This window comes from Vibrio sp. Vb1026 (genome assembly GCF_033338745.1).
GTDB classification, from domain to species: Bacteria; Pseudomonadota; Gammaproteobacteria; order Enterobacterales; family Vibrionaceae; genus Vibrio; species Vibrio alginolyticus.
The window spans coordinates 36,175-57,172 of sequence record NZ_JAWOTH010000009.1; the positions used below are offsets into that span (position 1 = coordinate 36,175).

A 20,998-nucleotide genomic window follows, 5' to 3' on the forward strand; every position below is an offset into this window, starting at 1 on the left:
AATCATGCCGATACAATAAAGCTTCCCCTTAGGGGAAGCTCAATGATCAAAATCAAATTAAAGTAGAGATTTTATACTTGATAAGAAAGTGTCGATGTCTTTCGCTGAAATATCTTTATGAGTTACAAAACGAATTGGATTTCCAGGGGTTATCGTGATGTTTTGTTCCTTTAGTTTCGCAGCGATACTTACTATGTCCACTTGAGGATCAAGCTTCGCGAACACGATGTTCGTTTGAACAAATTCAGGGTTGACTGAAAAACCAGGCAGTTCTGCTAAGCCTTCCGCTAAGGTTTTTGCGTTGATGTGATCTTGTTTTAGCTGTTCCACTTGTTCGGTAAGGGCAAGTTTGCCTGCTGCGGCAAGAACACCCGCTTGACGCATACCACCGCCGACCATCTTTCTTAAGCGACGTGCTTTTGCGATGTAGTCTTTGCTACCAAGTAGTAGCGAGCCAACAGGGGCAGCCAGACCTTTCGACAGACAGATCGTCATTGAATCAAAGTACTGACCGATCTCTTTTACCGGAACATCAAGTGCAACGGCTGCGTTAAAAACGCGAGCGCCATCTAGATGCATCTGCAAGTTATGTTTATTCACGAAGTCACGTGCTTCTGCTAAGTAAGACAGAGGTAGTACTTTACCATTAATTGTGTTTTCTAAGCTGAGAAGCTTAGTGCGAGCAAAGTGACAATCATCTGGTTTAATCGCCGCAGCCAGTTTATCAAATGGTAGCGTGCCATCTGGGTTATTTTCGACTGGTTGAGGTTGAATTGATCCCAAAACCGCCGCGCCACCAGCTTCGTATTTGTAGTTATGTGCTTGTTGCCCACATAGATATTCATCTCCCCGCTCGCAATGCGCCATTAAACCGAGCAGATTGGCTTGAGTGCCTGAAGTGGTAAACAAAGCTGCTTCGAAACCAGCAAGCTGCGCAGCAAATTTTTCAAGCTCATTGACCGTAGGGTCATCACCATAAACATCATCCCCAACGGGGGCCTTAAACATGGCTTCTCGCATGGCTTGGGTGGGCTGTGTAACGGTATCTGATCGAAAATCCATGAATGTCTCCTTGGTCAAAGTCCTAAATATATCCGCAAAGGCGCGCTTTGCTTAAGCAAGCGATCGTTTTGGCATCGGTGATCGTGCCATCGACTATCTTTTCTTCGAGTTGCTTGATTGACAAGGTGACGACCTCAATCACTTCGTCTTCATCGCACTCGTAACGGTTTGTTTTGTTGAGCTTTTCGGCAACAAATAGATACTGTATCTCATCACAAAATCCGGCAAGAGGGGTGACTTGGCCGAGAGACGTGAATTTCTCTGCACTAAACCCAGTTTCTTCCTCTAACTCTCTTTTGGCGCAGCAGAGTGGCTCTTCGTTGCCTTCTCTGGTACCAGCAGGAAGTTCCAATAGCCATTTATTAAGTGAAGGCCGAAATTGGTGGACAAGGACAATGTGACCCTCCGCTGTAATAGGGAGAATCACCGCAGCACCCGGATGATGGATTGTGGTGTGCGTAATTGCCTGTCCTGTAGGAAGCACAACGTCTTCTTCAATCAGAGAAATTTGCTTCCATTTATGAATTATCTTGCTCATGCAGTTATAAACCCTAGCTGTTACCGCATTTTTGACGTTTTTCGACATTAACCACAAATGGTGGGAAACAAAAGCAAAAAATACTGCAACACGACGAAAGCGTTTGCACTTTAAGTGAGCAATGTCTCATAAATGGAAACTTTGATTGCTTCGTCAAGAAGGGGAAAAGCATCTGCTATAAGGGGAATTCGACAAAATACATTTGTAACAAAGTTATAACAAGTGTATAAAAATGTTAACGCAATACCACTTCAGCAGCCGGAGAACGTATGACACAAACCTTATTTACCTCAAATGCCGAAAAAGCGCTTCTCTCAGAACGCATCAATAAATTGGCGAAAGCGTTAACGGATGGCGTTTATGAGCGTGAACATACGATCAAGCTCTGCCTTCTTGCTGCACTTGCTGGTGAAAGTGTTTTTCTTTTAGGTCCCCCTGGTATTGCAAAAAGCTTAATTGCCAAACGACTCATCCAAGCGTTCGATAACAGCAGTTACTTCGAATACCTGATGACGCGCTTCTCAACCCCTGAAGAGGTGTTTGGGCCACTGAGTATCCAAGAGCTAAAAGACAACGGCCGTTATGTTCGCTTAACTAAAGGGTATTTGCCAACTGCACAAGTCGTATTTTTGGATGAAATCTGGAAGGCGGGCCCTGCAATTCTTAATACATTGCTGACAGTGGTTAATGAGAAAACATTCAAAAATGGCAGCGATATCGAGCGTGTGCCAATGCGCTTGTTGGTATCGGCTTCCAATGAATTACCCGATGAAGATAGTGGATTGGATGCGCTCTACGACCGCATGTTGGTGCGTGTGTTTGTGAATCGAATTCAGAATAAACAAAACTTTAAGTCGATGTTGACTGTGGGCACATCGCAAGAGGCACAAGTACCAGAAGGCCTAGCGATAACTGATGAAGAATATCATCAATGGCAACAACAGCTCGACAAATTGACGTTAACCGACAATGCATTCGAAAAGCTTTTCCAGCTTAAAACGATGTTAGAAAGCAAAGTTGAAGCTCAGTTTGGTGATGTGGCCAATACCGATATGTATGTCTCTGACCGCCGCTGGAAGAAAGCCGTGAAGTTGTTAAAAGCGAGCGCGTTTTTTAATGGTCGCGATGAAATAAATCCGCTTGACCTTTTACTGCTGCAAGATTGTTTATGGAACAGTCCTGAATCGCGAGATGTGGTACGTGAAGTGGTTCAAGAGTTCGCCTTAAAACATGCATTTGATCAACAAGACGCGGAGCAGGAAATCGAGTACTGCCGTGAGTCTTTGGTTGATGTCCAACATGAACTAGAAGATGCCTACCGCATGACGTTAACGTCTGAAGCGGCCACGGGTATTTTGCGTAAAGAAACCATGCGCTTTGATACCTCTAAAGCCAAGATGTACAAAGTTGGCGCAGCCGTTAACTTAGTTAAATTGGTTGTCTTGCAAAGCAACATGTCGGTTTCAGAATCAGAAAAAGGTGATAGCCGCTGGGTTTATGTACCCAAAGATGAGTTAGATCGAGTCATTAAAGAGGGAAGCGGTGATGTGTATGGTTACGTCAATCAAAACACCAACATGTGCCGTTTACGATTTGATGTTGACGCGGCGAATAACCTAGTTATCCGTGATATCGCGAACCGAGGCATTTTGGTTAGCCTAGTGACTCAAGAGGGCTTGGATGTAGAGCTTTACCAAAAGTGGTTAACGCAGAGCGAAAAAGCCGTAAATCAGCTTAGTGAGGCAGAACACCATATGCGCAAGGTGAAAGCGAACTTTCATGATGCGCTTCCGCATAGCTTTGTTGATCCTGAACTACCCCGCCTTATGGAGTCGAGTCTGCAACAGGTCAGTCAGAGACTTGAATCAATCCAAGCAGAAAGTGAAAAAGTTATCCAACGCTTTAAAAACTTACATCAGTTTTTCTCATAAGGAGACGACATGCTAGGTGCAGACGGACTTAACCTCGCGCTGATGGTGGCCGACTCCGGCATCATCGATAGCGCAGTTAATGATTTGATGGCTCGTTCACAAGTCATGATGATGGCAGAAAACCGAGGTGTTAAATCTTCGGTCAAAGGTCACTTGTTAAAGTGGCGAGGCAGCGTCAAAAAACGGATCACCAAGGTATGTGAGACAGAGCGTTTCCAACAAGAGCTGTCTTTATATCAAGAGGTTATTCATTGGGATGAAGAGGCGTTTTTTGAAAACATCGAAGATGTGATTAAAAAGCTGGAATGGCACTCTGCGTTTTACATGCAAGCTCGCCGAATGATGGAAAAGAACAAAGGGATGAATAACCCTATGTTCCCACATTACTTTTGTGATCAATGGTACCAAAGCCTCACCGATGCAATAAAACAAGCGCAAGTAAGCGAGCTTGAAGCCAATAAAGAAAAGGTGCTGAAAGACCTGTATCAACGTATGGAAACCATGCGTAATATGGATAAAGTCACGGAGTCGGGTGATGCTGAAAGTGTAGGGCGCCTGTGGGATATGGCATCTGCCAAGTTGAGTAAAACAGACTTAACGGTGATGAAACGCCATGCTGAGTTTCTGAAGAAGCACCAAGGCTTGCAAGAAATTGCGGAGCAACTCGGTCGTATGGCGGGGCAAGTAAATGATCCTGAACTAAATCGTGCGCCCACTGAAGAACTTCAATTGGTCGAAGAGAAAAGTGATGAGGCGACGGATGATATTGTTGGTATTCACGAAAGCGATGATCTAAATAAGCTACTTCCCAACGAAACGATGTTTTTGGCGTATCCTGAACTTGAAGTTGTGTTCTATAAACACTTAGTCGATAAACGGCTCATGAACTATCGTACACAAGGCAAATCGCGCACGTTACGTAAAGTTAAAGCTCACCGACCTGACCATAAAGCGGTAGATATCGAAAAAGGCCCCTTCATTGTTTGTGTGGACGCGTCCGGTTCCATGAGTGGCTTTCCTGAGCAATGCGCCAAAGCCATGGCTTATGCTCTGATGCAAATCGCACTAGCGGAGCAACGTGATTGCTATGTCATTATTTTTTCTACGGAACACATTACCTACGAACTAACCAAACAAGATGGTCTGCGCGAGGCGGCGGACTTTCTAACTTATAGCTTCCATGGTGGTACAGACTTAGAGCCAACTTTGATTAAATCTATCGACTTGATGAGCGGTGATAAATATAAAAACGCAGACATGGTAGTCATTTCCGACTTTATCGCGCCAAAACAACAAGACGAGTTACTGGCCAAAGTGGATGCGCTCAAAGCGAAGAAAAACCGTTTTCACGCGATTAGCTTATCGAAATACGGAAATCCTGCATTAATGTCGATGTTTGATCACACTTGGTCTTATCACCCTAATGTTGTGGGAAGATTGCTAAAAAGGGTCAGCAACTATTAAACGCTTTAATGTTTCATGGGACAAAACGAACTGAAAGCGAGATTTATATTGCTTCGTTTTAAGCCAATAAGATCGAACTTTGGTCGAATTGACTTAAAAGAAATCAAACGAACAGAAAATGAAATGTTTTTGTTTGACTATCTTCTCTCAATCCGTAAAGTAGCCACCAACGCTACGGGGTAGAGCCCTGAAGCGTAATAAAAAGGCGCCTTGGCAGAGTGGCTATGCAGCGGATTGCAAATCCGTGGACCTCGGTTCGACTCCGGGAGGCGCCTCCATTATTCTTTTGAGAGCGAATGGCTTTCGAGAATAAATGCGACACTAGCTCAGTTGGTAGAGCGCAACCTTGCCAAGGTTGAGGTCACGAGTTCGAACCTCGTGTGTCGCTCCAAATTATTCAGATATGGCCATGGCGGTATCTCGATGCCAAGTGCATCAACTTAAAACCAGCGAAAGCTGGTTTTTTTGTATCTGAAGACTGATAAATTCACACCATCTCTTTTTCATTACCTGTGAGCTTAGCAACCCCATCTCTGTCACGAGTTTCTGATATTAAGTGTGACCCGATGTTTCGCACCTCAGCCAATTTCAGTTTACAATACGGGCTTCCAAAGGATTTGACGAAGACGCATGAGAAATACCGACGATTACATCATTTTTTATCACTTGATCGAGCAAGGTTCATTCAGTGCTGCCGCGAGACATATGTCACTGACCAAATCGGTCGTCAGTAAACGGATTGCCAAGCTTGAACAAGAGCTTGGTGTACAGCTTCTCTACCGAACAACGCGAACGCTAACGTTGACTGAAGCAGGACGAGCGTTTTTTACTCATGCAAAAGCGGTTTATCAAGCGGTGGCAACGGCGGAAGAATCCATTGTGGGTTTAGGTAAAAACTTATCTGGAAACATTAAAATTTCGGTGCCTACTATCTCTGGTGAATTAATTCTTCCTCAAGTGATTAATGAATTTAATCAGAAATACCCAGACATCAATATCGATATGGATCTAGATAATCGTTTCGTCGATATCGTGAATGAACGTTTTGATTTGGCAATTAGAACGGGTGTGTTGCCAGATTCTAGTCTGATTGCAAGAAAGCTGGTGGATGCAAATTGGATCATTTGCGCGTCACCCCAATACCTAGCTAAACATGGCATACCTAAACAACCTCAAGCCTTGGCTAAACACAATTGTTTAGTCTATTCCTACCAAGAAACCGGAGCGCATGAGTGGGCGTTTAAAGATGGAGACGAGGTATATCAAATCACCGTCGACGGTAACCTCTGTACTAACAATTCTTCTGTATTGAGAAATGTGGCGCTGTTAGGGCAGGGAATCATCTATGTGCCGCGTGTATTGGTTTATGAAGACTTAAAGCAAGGCAGTCTGATTCAGTTATTTAAAGACGAAACAGCCAAATGTTTGGGTATTTATGCGGTGTACCCTTACACTCGTCAGCAACCAGAAAAAATTAAGATCTTTATCGATCATCTATACACAAGCTTTCAAAGTCAAAACCATCGATTTTAAGCCAATAACTCAACACCGATCGTTATGTTGGTGTTGAGCTTATGTTTCCATCTTCATTTCTAAGAGTCCTCTTAAATTTAGGAGCTTACGCTTCTCCTCGTTTTCTTCACTAATATTGATAACAAGATACCCCGCACAACTGTTAACAAATGGTTTTGCTATTGTTTCTTTTAAGAAACGGTCTGTTTCTTACGTTAAATTTCTCAAATGTGAAAGATAAGTAACAGAAAAATAAAGAATTATTTTGTTTGTTGTTTATTGATTACGTATTGTTCGTCCGCCTGACATAGACGCAGAGAAATGGACTGCTTATAGTGGCTCAAACGCCATGCCTGCCGCTAAGCGGTGTTGTGAGCGAAGTACAATAACTAGAGATACGGATATGAAACAAAAGCAGCTGATTGAAGAATTTAAAACCATCGTGGGGGAAGAAAATGTTCTAACCGACGAGGTTAAAACGAAATATTACCGCTCGGGGTTTCGTTCGGGTAGTGGTAATGCGCTTGCTATCGTGTTTCCTAACACTCTTCTAGAACAATGGAAGATTATTAAACAGTGTGTTGAAGCAAACTGCATCATTATCATGCAGGCGGCTAAAACAGGTTTAACAGAGGGCTCAGCTCCGAGTGGTAATGATTATGATCGCGATGTGGTTGTGGTCAATATTACCAAAATCAAGAAGATTCACTTATTAGATGGTGGTAAGCAGGCGGTTTGCTTGCCTGGTGCGAGCTTACACTCTTTGGAGAAAGAGTTGAAGGCAGTGAACCGAGCACCGCATTCTATCATCGGCTCTTCATCCCTAGGTGCCACTGTGGTTGGTGGTATCGCTAATAACTCAGGCGGTGCGCTAGTTAAGCGTGGTCCTGCTTATACGGAACTGGCGATCTACGCGCAGGTCGATAAGCAAGGCCAGTTACATTTGGTGAACCACCTTGGTATTGAAGGATTAGGTGAAACGCCAGAAGAAATTCTAACAAACCTGCAAGAAGAGAACTTTGACCCAGCGAAGATCATTCATGATGAGCGAATGGCGTCAGACAAAGAATACGATGAACGTGTTCGAGACGTGACTTCTGACATTCCTTCTCGCTTTAATGCCGATGAACGCCGATTATTTGAAGCCAGTGGCTGCGCTGGTAAGTTGGGAGTTTTTGCCGTTCGGGTTGACAGCTACCCAGTACCAGAAAAAGAGCAGGTTTTTTACCTCGGCACCAATGACCCTGCGAAACTAACCAAGCTGCGAAAAGACTTCTTATCTACGTTTGATAACTTGCCTGAGATGGGAGAATACTTGCATCGAGATATCTTCAACATGGCAGAGAAGTACGGCAAGGATGTGTTCTTATCCATCGACTTGTTAGGCACAGATAAGCTGCCAAAAATGTTCGCACTTAAAGCTAAGGTAGAAAACTTCTTAGAGCGCATCCCGTTTGTCAGTAAATATCTGCCAGACACCATTCTGTACTACGCGAGCAAGTTGTTCCCACAACATTTACCAGAGCGAATGCTGGATTTCCGTGACAAGTATGAGCATCACCTGGTATTGAAAATGAGTGATGGTGGTATTGCTGAAGCACAAAAATACCTCAAAGAAGTTTGGGCTGTTGAAGACGACTGTGATTTCTTCGAGTGTACGCCGGAAGAAGGTAAAAAAGCTTATTTACATCGCTTTGCAGCCGCTGGTGCAGCAATTCGGTACGAGACGATTCATCGAAAAGACGTAGAAGACATCGTTGCACTTGATATCGCATTGCGACGCAATGATGAAGAGTGGCTAGAAACTTTGCCTGAAGAGGTGAGTAAGAACCTTGTTCAAGCGCTCTATTATGGTCACTTTATGTGTTACGTCTTCCATCAAGATTACATTTTCAAAAAAGGGACTGACACGAAGTTGATGAAAAAACTGATGCTAGAGCACCTCAATAGCCGTGGTGCCAAATACCCAGCAGAACATAATGTGGGTCACTTGTATGAAGCCGAAAACTCGTTGCAGAAGTTTTACCACGAATTAGACCCAACCAATACCTTTAACCCTGGTATTGGTAAAATGGACAAATATAAGCGCAATTGTAACTGCTGTGCGTAATGTGCTGTCTCACTATGATTAATAATCGTTGTTCATCGTTCAAATGATGAGCATAAGATAAGCCCTGATGACACTTGTGACATCAGGGCTTTGTGTTTTGGGTCTTTTATTGATGACTGGTATCGGCGTTGAAACAGCGACTAAAGAGCACGTACCGCGGCGGCGGCGATGATGCCTGCTGCAATTGCTGGTAGAGGCTTTTTCACGATGAACATGACAACAGCAGTAGAAAACAGTGCTGCTCTAGCACCATTATCACCCTCTACTGCTAGCGGAGCTAAAAGGGCAACCAGTACGGAGCCTGACATCGCAGTAATGAAACGTTGAACCCGTTCGCTAATTGGAATGAATGACATAACATACACTCCGCCCCAGCGGGTTATGAGCGTGACTAACGCCATAGCGATAATGATAAGCAGTGTGCCACCTAAGGTTGTTTCGATGTTCATGCTTTCCTCTCCTTCCAACAAGCACCCAAGACTCCGCCAGTAATGGCGCCAACCACTACGTGGCTATTCTCTGGCAAATACCAATACGCCAACATAGAAGAGGCTGCTGCTATGGCCCAAATTGCAAAGATTCTTAAGTCTTTCGGCCCAGCCACCACCATAGACAGCAGGAAGCATCCCATAACCATATCGAGCCCTAGGCCCACCGGATCTTTGATTGCGCTACCAAAATAAATGCCGATCCAGGTTCCCACAATCCAAAAAGACCACATCGCTAAGCCGCCACCAACAAGCAAGCCAAAGCCTGGTTCTTTTCTACCAAATGCATTGAGTGCCATTGCCCAGTTAGCGTCTGATGCTACCAGCATTACACCGTAACGTTTTGTTGGTGGGAGTTGTCGTAACCATGGATAAAGTGTGGCTCCCATCAAGAGGTGACGAGCATTAATAGCAAATACAGTAATAAGAACTGGAATGAGAGGGACTTCTGCTCCCCACATTTCTAACGTGGCAAATTGTGAAGCTCCGGCGAAGACCAGTGTGCTCATCAACATAGTGGGAAATACATCTAGTCCAGTCTGTACCGCAGCAACACCGAAAGCGAGGCCAAATATGACCACGAACATAGAGAGGGGTAAAAGTTGGGTGAATCCGTTCCAGACGTCAAGCCGATTAAATTCGTGCAACTCAGCGGAGGAGCGTTGAAGATGTTGAGTATTTTCTGTCATAGAGATACCTAGCTAGCAGGCAAAGGGGCAGTGCCATACGAGTGTGTTTGTTATTCTTTTGTAAACTTCATGTTTAACATCAATTAGAAGGGCTTTCAAACACTAAGTGCTATATAAAATTGAGCCATCCAAGCGGCTTTAAGAAACAGAGTGTAGAGAGTCGCACTTGGTAGTGCTAAAGGAGAGTAAAACAACAGAAATAGTAAGCTCTGTTTAATTGATAGAATCACGAGCTAGTACAAATTAGTAGATAAGAAAGAAAGCGAGCACCAGGCTCGCTTTTTCGCTCTGTTACGAATAACTGAATAGGTTTATTTTACGTAGACACGAGGGTTCGCGCTTCCCCAAACCGTGTATAGTTCAGGGAAGATGACTTCTGCGTGTTTTTCCATCTCAGCAGCTGAAATCGTTTTGCCTTGTTGGGAGCCAAACAAAACAACTTCAGAACCAGGCTCAACATCTTTGATACCTGTAACATCTACCATTGTAGTGTTCATTGAAGCAACGCCCGCAACTTTTGCACGTTGGCCATTGATCAGAACTTCTGCCGCATTCCCCATTTTTCGTGGGTAACCATCAGAGTAACCAACAGGAATGTTCGCCATTAAGCTTTCTTTGCTTGTTGTGTAGCTACTGTCGTAACCGACTGTGCTATTTTTTGGCAGGTGGTGAACGGATGCCACGCGTGTTTTGAAAGACACGATAGAAGGGTACTCAGGGTTAGTCGGTAGGTCTCCGTATAAAACGCCACCAGGGCGAACCATATCAAGCTGCGCCTCAGGAACATTAAGCGCGGTGTAAGAGTTAGCTACGTGCAGTAAAATGTTGTCGCGTTTTAGATTCGCTTCTTTAATCAGCCATGCAGAACTGTCTTTGAATGAAGCTAACTTTTGGCGCACGTCGTCTGCATTGTAGTTAGGGAAATGAGTCATGATACCAACAATACTAACGCCAGCTTGTTGAGCGATTTCTAGCGCTTCTTTCTTGCCCGCTTCTGTCGTCATATCAACACCATTACGCCCCATACCACCGTCGTTCAGAGCAAGGTGAACTTTGATTTCTTTACCAGATTTCTCGGCTAGTTTAGACAGTGCTTTAGCTTGCTCTGCTGTGCCTATCAACTCTTCGACATTTAGGTCGATTGCGGCTTCAATCTCGCCAATATCCGCTGAGCGTACACGCATAAGTTGGCCTTTAAAGCCACTGTCGCGAACAGTTTGTGCTTCGGCGTTACTTGCAACGGCAACGCAAGGAATTTGTTGCTCGATAATAGTCGGCATCAGGCCTGCGATACCATTGCCGTATGCGTCGGCTTTCATCACGGCGCAGATTTTCGTTTTGCCATCCATGTGCGATTTAAACTGCTCAATATTATCACGGAACTGACCTAAGTTTATTTCTAGCCAAGCGTTAGCACCTTGAACTTGCTCTGCTTTTGCTGCTGTATTGCTAATTTGAAGAGGAGCAGCAGTAGCTTGCATTACAGGAACCGCGATTGCAGCAGCGATAGTCAGTGATAGTAAGGTTTTATTTAAGCGCATAAAGTCTCCGTACGCGTTTTTTGTATTGGTTATGTTATTGAGTACTTGGGGAAAGTACCTGACGAAGTAAAACGCTCCAAGTGGTGCTTTGGAGCGTTTATTAAGATAGTGATTTAATATATACCTAAATATACCTCAGTGATGACATTCAATTTAAGCAAATCGGGATTGATTTGATATCTACTAAGGTACCCACTGAGTTTAACTCAGTTTAAAGCGGCCCATTATATCTTTAAGAGAAATGGATAGCTGGCTTAGTTCGCGGCACGCCTGTGCGGTTTGCTCCGAACCTTGCGAGACCTCTTGAGATGCCAAATGTATGTTTTCAATGCTGCGGTTAAGCTCTTCTGCAACAGAGTCTTGCTGGTTACAAGCCGTGGCGATTTGGGTACCCATGTCTGAGATGTCCGAAATCGAATGCTCAATGTCGCTCATCAGCTGTTTTGATTGAATGCCTTGTTCTGCACATTCTGAAATACTGGTTCTAGAAAGTTCAGTGGCTGATTTTGCGTCTTTTGCAAGTGATTGTAGCTGCTCAATGATCGAAGTGATTTCACTCGTTGAATCTTGCGTACGGCCGGCAAGAGTTCGAACTTCGTCTGCAACGACGGCAAAGCCACGACCAGACTCACCAGCACGCGCCGCTTCAATGGCTGCATTAAGTGCAAGTAGGTTGGTTTGATCGGCGATGTCGCGGATAACATCCACGATCACGTTAATTTTATTCGATTGCTGTTCAAGCTCTGCTACGGTATCGCCTGCAGCGCCAATTACGTTTGAAACTTCTTGAATCGCGTCAACCATACCTTGGGTTTCACGAACACCGTGTTGTGTGCGGCGGTTTGCTTCGTTAGCTTGGTTCGCTGAGTCTTCAGTGTTACGAGCAACATCGGCTACGGCCGCTTTCATTTCTGTCATTGCTGTTGCGATGTGCGTAATTTGCAGCTGTTGATCTTTCATACCAGACGCAGAAATATCGGAGATTTGGTTCATCTCTTCGACAGCGCTGCTTAACTGAGTAACTGCAGCAATCACATTATCGATAACTTGGCGTAAGTCGTCTTGCATCTTAGTGGTCGCGTCTGCCAGTTCACCAAGCTCGTCATTGCCGATTGCTTTACGGTCAATGTCACTTGATAGATCACCTGTCGCGATGGCATTTGCTTGCTCAACAACAAGTTTAAGTGGGCCACAAATTAGGCGAGTCAGCACGTATGTCATGCCTACCATGATCAGTAGAATAATCACGTTACTTGCAATTGAAGAATTACTCAATCCATTTACAGAGGACAGGATATGAGTTTTGTTGCTATCCATAGCTTCTTTAAGGAGACGGATTAGTTCGCCTAACTCTGAGTCAACCGCTTCGAAAGCAGACAAAGAGTTCGCCAAAATAGGGTGGGCCTTGCTTTTGTCGTTAGCTAGCATCGCTTCATTGTACTGGTCCATAGTAACCAAGTACTTTTTCCACTGACGCATAAGACGCTGGTAAGTTTGCTGCTCTTCGCCAGGCCAGATAGTTTCACCGTAAGCGTTGAGCTCTCTAGTGATCTTTTCGCGTTCTCTAATATTGTTAGAAATTTTAGTTTTGACTTGGTCTGCGTCTTCATAAGTGTACGCAGCAAATTGAGCTCGGCGCCAGCGAGACAAGTGATCTCGAATCGAATCGACCCTTTCCATTGCAGGAAGCGTATCGTCGGTATAGTTTAAAAGCTCAGATTTGATGCTTTTGAGCTCTGTAGATAAAAATACGCCAAATGCAATGTTGACGATGGCAATGAGTAAAAACGATAGCGATATCTTTTTCGCTATAGAAAGATTCTTGATAGACATTAGTGATATACCTTGTTTTTCTTATGTTGTGTCGCCAAAGTAAACCACATCCTTATATGTGATATATGTCCATTAAATTACTGCAACTCGTGTAACGTACCATTATTTATTGATATTTTCGATAATGAATTGAGCTTTGTTTGAAAATAAAAAAAGTCAATGATTTTATAAAGGTACGACCACATTCGATATAAAGTTATCGGTAACAAAATATGATGTTCTGTACGCAGTCGTGCCAAGAGTAGGGAATCAAATTGTTACAGATGTTACAGCGGTGAAAAGATCAGCGTTCATAGCTGATAGTCGCGTGTTTACCTCGAAGCAGTTTCGGGCACTAGTATGCGTATGACTTTATAGCTAATGAAAGGGAACGGGTGCTTATTGGTCTAATTGAATGCCAAATATACTAGGCAGATCGCTTTTTAAGCACTTAAATCAAAAAGATAAAATTTATTGTTGACCAGATAAATTAATCCGTTAAAGTACGCCTCGTTCTCACGGCAAAGGTCGCTGAGACAGATGGTGTCTAACCCATCGCATGATTGCGTTGCCCTGGTGGTGGAATTGGTAGACACAAGGGATTTAAAATCCCTCGGCGTTCGCGCTGTGCCGGTTCAAGTCCGGCCCGGGGCACCATCAAAATCTTTGGTGACAGAGATACAAAATCAGAAAGGCGCCTTGGCAGAGTGGCTATGCAGCGGATTGCAAATCCGTGGACCTCGGTTCGACTCCGGGAGGCGCCTCCACTATTTCGAAAGCCAGTCTTAAATGACTGGCTTTTTTCGTTTTTAGTCCGCCTTTTCGTAACCCTTCGCGCTTTCCTAAAGTCTCCCATGTTTTGATCACCATTCAATATTTTTAATGCGCTAATCATTGATTTTATAAATGTTAGACAACTCAATAATTGTATAGTGTGATTGGTGATAGTTTCTCTTCGATTGTAATCCGAACTTTTTGTATTACAGGCAGCAACCTAGCTAGCGTCATAGTTAGTATCGCTTGGTGCGTATATGCAGAAAGGAGGATTCTAGTCCTTAACGTGAGAGAAAAATAATGAAAACATTCAACCTTAAACCTACACTTTTACCCTTAACTTTGCTGCTCAGTTCGCCTGTAATGGCGGCACAAAATGGCACCATGATGCAGTATTTCCATTGGTATGTGCCAAATGACGGTGCACTCTGGACACAAGTTGAAAACAACGCGTCGGCATTATCTGATAACGGCTTTACTGCGTTATGGTTACCACCCGCCTATAAAGGTGCTGGTGGTAGCAACGACGTCGGTTATGGCGTTTATGATATGTACGATTTGGGAGAGTTTGATCAAAAAGGTTCGGTGCGCACCAAGTATGGCACCAAAGATCAGTACCTAAGCGCCATCAATGCTGCCCATAAAAACAATATCCAGATTTATGGCGATGTGGTGTTCAACCATCGCGGTGGTGCGGATGGAAAGTCTTGGGTTGATACCAAGCGAGTAGATTGGAACAACCGAAATATTGAACTTGGTGATAAATGGATTGAAGCGTGGGTAGAGTTTGATTTCCCTGGGCGCAACGACAAGTACTCAAACTTTCATTGGACGTGGTACCACTTTGATGGCGTGGATTGGGACGATGCTGGCGAAGAAAAAGCTATCTTCAAATTCAAAGGTGAGGGTAAGGCATGGGATTGGGAAGTTAGCTCGGAAAAAGGCAACTACGATTACCTTATGTACGCTGATCTAGACATGGATCACCCTGAAGTGAAGCAAGAGCTGAAAGACTGGGGCGAGTGGTATATCAACATGACGGGTGTGGATGGGTTTAGAATGGACGCGGTGAAGCACATCAAATATCAATACCTGCAAGAATGGATTGATCACCTACGTTGGAAAACAGGGAAAGAACTATTCACGGTCGGAGAGTACTGGAACTACGATGTTAATCAGTTGCATAACTTTATCACCAAAACTTCTGGCAGCATGTCTCTATTCGACGCACCGTTACATATGAACTTCTACAATGCGTCTAAATCGGGTGGTAGCTACGATATGCGTCAAATCATGGATGGTACGCTGATGAAGGACAATTCAGTCAAAGCGGTAACCTTAGTAGAAAACCATGACACTCAACCTTTGCAGGCTTTGGAGTCGACGGTTGATTGGTGGTTTAAGCCGCTCGCTTACGCGTTTATCTTATTGCGTGAAGAAGGCTATCCATCCGTGTTTTATGCAGATTACTACGGCGCGCAGTACAGTGATAAAGGGCATGACATCAATATGGTCAAAGTGCCTTACATTGAAGAGCTAGTAACACTGCGTAAAGATTATGCGTATGGCAAACAACATTCTTATCTCGACCACTGGGACGTAATTGGTTGGACTCGAGAAGGTGATGCAAAGCATCCACATTCAATGGCCGTGATCATGAGTGATGGATCTGGCGGCTCGAAGTGGATGTATACGGGTAAACCAAGTGCTCGCTACGTAGACAAGTTGGGTCTCCGAACTGAAGAAGTTTGGACTGATGCGAATGGTTGGGCTGAGTTCCCAGTAAACGGCGGATCTGTCTCGGTTTGGGTTGGCGTTGAATAATCCATTCCTGTGATTTTGATACAGAGTAGGCAATTCTTGATAAAACTCTTCAATGAATCAATGTGTTATTTGATATTCATTCGACAAATGAGTAACTTATAGTTGAGCATAATCTAGAGGAAGATAAAGAATGGAATCTATTGCTGATGTATTGGTTGTGGCTATTGTGTTCGGTGCCATATTTGGGGGCGGGATAATAAAGTTAATCTTGAACCATCGTAAAGAAGTAAGAGCGTTGGAGATATCTGAACGTAATACGATGAGCCGAGAAGAACAAGATAACCTTAACAAGCAAATTGGTGACTTGAAGCGACGTGTTGAAGTGTTAGAGCGAATTGTCACAGATAACAAATATCAACTTGAAAAAGAAATCGCCTCTCTGTAGATCACCACTTAATCGTAAAGCCGGCGAAGTCCGGCTTTTTGGTGTCTGTACGTCATACCTTTCGGATGTTTAACTCAGCGTTCATCAAAAAAGTCTTTGTCGCGAATGTATTTACTCATAAAGTGATAAGAGAACGGTCGCATTAACCAACTAAATAAGGAGCGCCCAAGCCGTATGAGCGTTGGGGTGTTCTCGTATATTCTCCCGTTATATAACCATAGCATTTTGCCTACATGCCAATACAAAAAAGGTACGGGCGGCATAAAGGTCACGATGTCGATGTCGCAACAAATCCTGTATGTTTTGTGCCCCAAACGGTAGCGTTTCTTAAACGTCCAATCTCCGACAGCGGGCTGTCCGAAAGTGACCACGCGTTTAATGCTTTTGGGGTATTTTTTCTCAATATAGTCAGCAAAAACACTGCCAATCGCGCCACCTGAAGAGTGGCCAGTAATAGTGATTCTTTTTCCCCTGAGAATAAGTGGTACAACGATACCTTCGAGGCGTTCGATCACGGTCAACCCTAACCGATCTTCATTCCGGCTCGGTAAACTTTCTTGGAACAACAGATGATAGAAACCCGCGTGAATGCGATAGTTTAGTCCCAACCTTCGACAGCTTCTCGTCCACATCGCGAAGTTCAACAACCAATCACTGATACTGTGTGAGCCTTTAATCACTACGACCACTTCACTCTGTTTTTTACTCCAGAGCACGCGAATCATAATCTTACCGTGTTCATTTCTAATGACTCGTTGCCCATTAGGATCGAATCCATATTGAGTTTGTCTGAAGACGCGAGGGTAGGCGAGATTACAAAGCACCGCATAGCGCTCGTATTGGTATCGTTTTAATGGTTTCACGTTATCTTTCTTAATGGAGCCCAACGATTGACTGTAATTAATGAATATTAAGAATACGTGAACCTTGATTTAGGGTCGGTAGAGATTTTGTGTATTGGAATCGCGAATGAAAGACTCAAACTGGCTTAAATGCGTCAAGATGGTTTGGCGAGAGAGTTCATGATGTTCGCTAAGCACGTTAATTAGCTTTTTCAAAGCCTTACGATCTTGTTTATTGAGATTTGCTGTTTCTTTGAGTTGTGCGAAAAATTCAATTTGACTTGAAGTGTCGTTAAAGTCACCGAGCTTGTCTTGCAATAGTTTTAGTTGTTTCACGTTGTTTTTGTGCTGTTGGGAAGGATAGAGCGTGGAAAATCCTTCTAACAAATAACGAAGCGCTTTGCACTTTATCCGCATCGAATGAATCACGCTGTCACGACTTTTGTCCGAGATTTTGCGTCGTGCTTTATCAACTTTTTTAAATTGAACGGAGATTTTTTGGCTTGCGAAAAGTAACGCAGGTACGTTGCTATCCACTGGTTCGTGTTGCGTACTTCGCAACATACTATTCCTGATCAAAGTGCAGTGCGTTGTGTATTCTTGTGTATCTAGCCAACGCGTAACTTTTGCTTGTTCGTAAGCACGTTCAGATTCTATAAAGCAAAAAAGTTGCTCAAGAGACGATTTGTGATTTGGGAGCATTTCAATGTATTGGTTTTTGTCCAAGATAAATACGTCCAAATCACGCAGCTTATTTGTTTTCTTCATCATTATTCTTAAATGAGGTTTCAAAATACGCTGTTCAAAAGGAGGGATCAGTTCGCGAAGTAGTGAGCATAGTGAGCGTATGCGCCTCAGTGTGACGCGATATTGGTGTGTATATTCAGGATCCAAGTCGTCGATGACTCCCTGCTCCAGAGAGCGTGCATAATCAAATTCAGTAAGGAAGAAGTGGGGCACTACGAAGTCGAGTTCGGAGTCGGCATGTAAGGGTAAGTGAAATGATGGTTTTCGAAACATGATGAGCGCTATTTTGTTCTCTGAAATACACGTTAAGTTTATACCCATACTGTTAACTTGCGCGATTTGTTGGCTCTTCATTGATATAAAATGAGAAGGTTAAAAGGCACGAAAGCAAAGCGTATTGATGATCAAATAAGCAAAATGATCGCCCTTTGTTCGTTAGAGTCGTCTTTTTAACCATTTGAATAAAAAAGACTAATTTTTTGTTGACCAGATAAATTAATCCGTTAAAGTACGCCTCGTTCTCACGGCAAAGGTCGCGAGATAGATGGTGTCTAACCCATCGCATGATTGCGTTGCCCTGGTGGTGGAATTGGTAGACACAAGGGATTTAAAATCCCTCGGCGTTCGCGCTGTGCCGGTTCAAGTCCGGCCCGGGGCACCATCAAAATCTTTGGTGACAGAGATACAAAATCAGAAAGGCGCCTTGGCAGAGTGGCTATGCAGCGGATTGCAAATCCGTGGACCTCGGTTCGACTCCGGGAGGCGCCTCCATTCTTTTACTTGTCCATGAGTTCCGATAGTAACCTGTAGGATCTCAACTTCTCAGATTGTTCAAACACCATCGTGTTTACCATAATTTCATCTGCCCCAGTGCGTTCCAAAAGTTTCTCAATTTTCTGTCTTACATATGTTTGATCACCATGGATAGATTCACGTAATTGAGTTTCAACGTGAAGCTTTTCCTGTGCTGACCATAGTGGTGCCATACTTTTCACTGGTGCGCGAAGTTTTTCGCGATTGCCGCGAATCATTTTTAAGAATTTTTGCTTCTCTGTTGTCGCGAGAAAATCTGCATGTGACTGAGTATCCGCTACGATAACGTTGGCACAAATCATCACATAGGGTTGAGCTAAATGCTCGGATGGGACAAACTCATCTCGATAAAAGTTTAGAGCACGAGACATTGCATCTGGAGCAAAGTGTGCAGCAAATGCGAAAGGTAAGCCTCTCTTAGCTGCTAAACGTGCGCTGTATGTACTCGACCCCAGAAGCCAAATCGGCAGAGATGTGTTGTTACCTGGATAAGCCGCGACTGGTTGATTTCGAGATACGGGACCAAGAAAGAAATTAAGTTCCTCCAACAGCTCTTCAAAGTCAGGATCCATATGCTCTGGTTCCCGCCTTAATGCATGCATTGTTTGGTAGTCGGTGCCTGGTGCGCGTCCTAATCCGAGGTCAATACGACCAGGGTATAATGCCTCTAACGTTCCGAATTGCTCTGCAATAACTAGTGGTGCATGGTTAGGTAACATGATTCCACCTGATCCTAAACGGATCGAGTTCGTGTGCGCTCCAATATGACTGAGTAATACACTGGTTGCGGCACTGGCGATGTCGGGCATGTTATGGTGTTCAGCCATCCAAAACCGATGATAGTCCCAGGACTCGATTGATTGAGCTAATTCAACGGAGCGTTCGAACGTTTCGGTGAAGTTTGTTCCGTCGGACACGGGTGCCAAATCCAGAACAGATAAACGAGGAAAAGACATAGGATAGTTATAACCTGTTAATGAATCTTAACTATCATATGGTGGTGAAAGTTGACGTTTAAAAGGGGAGGATTAACCATTCACAATGGATTATTTTTCTTCAATGCCTGGAGAGCGTTTAGCTTACGAGTTTAGCTTTTGCTATGTGATAAAAGCGGCTTTATTACTGTAAGTGGCCACAGTGGTCGATGTCGTTGAATATTCGCATGTAGAACGTTTCCACAGCTACTTTAGATTAAAACATAGGCCTCTTTAACAGCGAACTGCTGTTGTCGACAATAGTGAACGAGCTAGCTTTAGAACGTTTTGACTGATACATAGACTTGTCTGCCGCTGTTAATAATTCATGTACATTCGACCCATGCTCAGGATAGAGTGCAATACCAATGCTAGCTCCGACGCATAACTCTTTACCTTTAAAATGAATTACTTTTTCTATTTCTTGGATATAGCGTAGTGCACATGCAGACAGAGACGTACCTGTTGTGTGTGAACGATGAATAATAATAAATTCATCTCCACCAAAGCGGCCTACCATGTCTGATTCGTCGATAATACTTGATAATCTACTAGCTACAGATTTTAACACTGCATCACCTGCCTCATGGCCATGGCTATCGTTAATATCCTTAAATAAATTTAAATCTATAAAAAACAAACTAAAACTATTCTCACTGCCTCTGAAATTACGCGTAAGCTGGATCAAATGTTTTTCTATTGCTCGACGATTGTAGATATTAGTTAAGGAGTCGTGCTCAGACAAAAATACCAAACTTTCTTTTTGACGATTTAGAACTGAAGTTTGATTCTCTACTTCTTCTTTAAGTTTTGATTTTGATATTGTTGTGTGGTTTAACAATGCCGCCATTTTATTGAAGTAACAAGACAGATTTTCAAATTCCGTGAATTGATTTTCTGAAGGGATTTTATAGTCAAAATTTGACCTGCTTAATTGTTTTATTCCATTTATAAACCTTTGAAAGCTTCTCTTGAACTTTATTTTTATATAAAAGCATAATAGCATAACAACCAGAGAGATAAAAATAATACCTGCTTGAGTGTAATAATTTAAATTTTGTAGTTTTGTAGACTTATTATTAAGTATTTTTTTATAAATATATATTATTTCATTATTCATATCCTGGGATACAATGTTTATTCTGGATTGTATGACAGGATTTGATTTATTATAATTTACGACTGAATCATAATGGCGATCTTTGTCTAGTAAATGATTATTTTCGTATTGAACTAAAAAATACAGTTCGAGATTCATTTTTTTTAGGTCTTTAGTAAGGTATAAAACATCTTCATTTTGAGATAATAATTCGTTTAATTTGTTATGAGAAATCATGAATTGTGTGAAATTGTTTTTTCCCCTATTTTGAGTGTAAGCCCAAAGATAACTACTTAATGACTCTAATGATATTTGTATGTCCATTATTTGGTTTAATTGTTTCTTGGCTTTATAATCTTCTATTTTTATGAAGCTTATGTATACTATAACGCT

The 20,998-nt window shown here is 43.1% G+C and carries 16 protein-coding genes and 6 tRNA genes; 12 read left to right on the plus strand and 10 right to left on the minus strand.

Annotated features, from left to right (window positions below; all coding sequences use genetic code 11):
- Window positions 1-57: 57 nt before the first annotated feature.
- Entirely contained in the window at window positions 58-1,062 is a 1,005-nt protein-coding gene (gene ltaE, locus R7E47_RS14460; protein WP_205391156.1) for a low-specificity L-threonine aldolase, read from the minus strand.
- A gap of 22 nt (window positions 1,063-1,084) precedes the next feature.
- Entirely contained in the window at window positions 1,085-1,600 is a 516-nt protein-coding gene (locus R7E47_RS14465; RefSeq protein ID WP_005375979.1) for an NUDIX hydrolase, read from the minus strand.
- Between the two features lie 269 nt (window positions 1,601-1,869).
- Here R7E47_RS14465 and R7E47_RS14470 point away from each other — a divergent pair, with 269 nt between their 5' ends.
- The 6 genes from R7E47_RS14470 to dld all read left to right on the plus strand — a co-directional run bounded on the left by R7E47_RS14470 (window position 1,870) and on the right by dld (window position 8,617).
- Window positions 1,870-3,531: an ATPase RavA domain-containing protein gene (locus tag R7E47_RS14470; RefSeq protein ID WP_158155193.1), complete on the plus strand. Its 1,662-nt coding sequence runs from the start codon at window positions 1,870-1,872 to the stop codon at window positions 3,529-3,531.
- A 9-nt stretch (window positions 3,532-3,540) separates the two neighbouring features.
- Window positions 3,541-4,995, plus strand: coding sequence for an ATPase RavA stimulator ViaA (viaA, locus tag R7E47_RS14475; protein ID WP_017820201.1), 1,455 nt, complete (start codon window positions 3,541-3,543; stop codon window positions 4,993-4,995).
- A gap of 204 nt (window positions 4,996-5,199) precedes the next feature.
- A tRNA-Cys gene (locus R7E47_RS14480) sits at window positions 5,200-5,273 on the plus strand.
- A 37-nt stretch (window positions 5,274-5,310) separates the two neighbouring features.
- Window positions 5,311-5,386 (plus strand) — tRNA-Gly (locus R7E47_RS14485).
- A 239-nt stretch (window positions 5,387-5,625) separates the two neighbouring features.
- Entirely contained in the window at window positions 5,626-6,528 is a 903-nt protein-coding gene (locus tag R7E47_RS14490) for a LysR family transcriptional regulator (protein WP_017633645.1), read from the plus strand.
- Between the two features lie 382 nt (window positions 6,529-6,910).
- On the plus strand, window positions 6,911-8,617 hold the full coding sequence (dld, locus tag R7E47_RS14495) for a D-lactate dehydrogenase (protein ID WP_318084491.1): 1,707 nt from the start codon (window positions 6,911-6,913) through the stop codon (window positions 8,615-8,617).
- A gap of 140 nt (window positions 8,618-8,757) precedes the next feature.
- Here dld and R7E47_RS14500 read toward each other — a convergent pair whose 3' ends face one another.
- The 4 genes from R7E47_RS14500 to R7E47_RS14515 form a co-directional block, all read right to left on the minus strand.
- Entirely contained in the window at window positions 8,758-9,066 is a 309-nt protein-coding gene (locus R7E47_RS14500; RefSeq protein ID WP_017820198.1) for an AzlD family protein, read from the minus strand.
- The gene (locus R7E47_RS14505; RefSeq protein ID WP_318084493.1) at window positions 9,063-9,794 is read right to left on the minus strand and encodes an AzlC family ABC transporter permease; all 732 of its coding nucleotides are present in this window, start codon (window positions 9,792-9,794) and stop codon (window positions 9,063-9,065) included. Before R7E47_RS14505 ends, R7E47_RS14500 begins: the two co-directional genes overlap by 4 nt.
- 311 nt (window positions 9,795-10,105) lie before the next feature.
- Window positions 10,106-11,335 carry an alanine racemase gene (gene alr / locus R7E47_RS14510; RefSeq protein WP_158155191.1) on the minus strand — a complete coding sequence of 410 codons (1,230 nt, stop codon included), beginning with the start codon at window positions 11,333-11,335 and terminating at the stop codon, window positions 10,106-10,108.
- Window positions 11,336-11,536: 201 nt separating this feature from the next.
- A complete protein-coding gene (locus R7E47_RS14515; RefSeq protein WP_318084494.1) occupies window positions 11,537-13,168 on the minus strand; it encodes a methyl-accepting chemotaxis protein in 1,632 nt (543 codons plus the stop codon).
- 549 nt (window positions 13,169-13,717) lie between these two features.
- Here R7E47_RS14515 and R7E47_RS14520 point away from each other — a divergent pair.
- From R7E47_RS14520 to R7E47_RS14535, 4 genes are all read left to right on the plus strand, one after another.
- Window positions 13,718-13,804 (plus strand) — tRNA-Leu (locus tag R7E47_RS14520).
- A gap of 36 nt (window positions 13,805-13,840) precedes the next feature.
- A tRNA-Cys gene (locus R7E47_RS14525) sits at window positions 13,841-13,914 on the plus strand.
- 307 nt (window positions 13,915-14,221) lie between these two features.
- Window positions 14,222-15,745 (plus strand): alpha-amylase, encoded by a 1,524-nt coding sequence (gene amyS / locus R7E47_RS14530; protein ID WP_258615804.1) that lies wholly within the window; start codon window positions 14,222-14,224, stop codon window positions 15,743-15,745.
- Window positions 15,746-15,875: 130 nt separating this feature from the next.
- Window positions 15,876-16,130: a hypothetical protein gene (locus R7E47_RS14535; RefSeq protein ID WP_005375990.1), complete on the plus strand. Its 255-nt coding sequence runs from the start codon at window positions 15,876-15,878 to the stop codon at window positions 16,128-16,130.
- A gap of 74 nt (window positions 16,131-16,204) precedes the next feature.
- Here the strand turns inward: R7E47_RS14535 and R7E47_RS14540 are convergent, their stop codons facing one another.
- Together R7E47_RS14540 and R7E47_RS14545 are read right to left on the minus strand one after the other, a co-directional pair.
- Complete coding sequence (locus R7E47_RS14540) at window positions 16,205-16,993, minus strand: lipase family protein (protein ID WP_005375991.1); 789 nt, start codon at window positions 16,991-16,993, stop codon at window positions 16,205-16,207.
- A gap of 69 nt (window positions 16,994-17,062) precedes the next feature.
- Entirely contained in the window at window positions 17,063-17,992 is a 930-nt protein-coding gene (locus R7E47_RS14545) for a CHAD domain-containing protein (protein WP_021707732.1), read from the minus strand.
- Window positions 17,993-18,293: 301 nt separating this feature from the next.
- On the opposite strand from R7E47_RS14545, the gene R7E47_RS14550 reads away from it, so the two are divergent.
- Window positions 18,294-18,380, plus strand: a tRNA-Leu gene (locus R7E47_RS14550).
- Window positions 18,381-18,416: 36 nt separating this feature from the next.
- A tRNA-Cys gene (locus R7E47_RS14555) sits at window positions 18,417-18,490 on the plus strand.
- Between the two features lie 5 nt (window positions 18,491-18,495).
- On the opposite strand, the gene R7E47_RS14560 is transcribed toward R7E47_RS14555, so the two are convergent.
- Both R7E47_RS14560 and R7E47_RS14565 read right to left on the minus strand, forming a co-directional pair.
- Window positions 18,496-19,488 carry an LLM class flavin-dependent oxidoreductase gene (locus R7E47_RS14560; RefSeq protein WP_318084500.1) on the minus strand — a complete coding sequence of 331 codons (993 nt, stop codon included), beginning with the start codon at window positions 19,486-19,488 and terminating at the stop codon, window positions 18,496-18,498.
- A gap of 235 nt (window positions 19,489-19,723) precedes the next feature.
- A complete protein-coding gene (locus R7E47_RS14565; RefSeq protein ID WP_225455651.1) occupies window positions 19,724-20,764 on the minus strand; it encodes a GGDEF domain-containing protein in 1,041 nt (346 codons plus the stop codon).
- Between the last annotated feature and the right edge of the window lie 234 nt (window positions 20,765-20,998).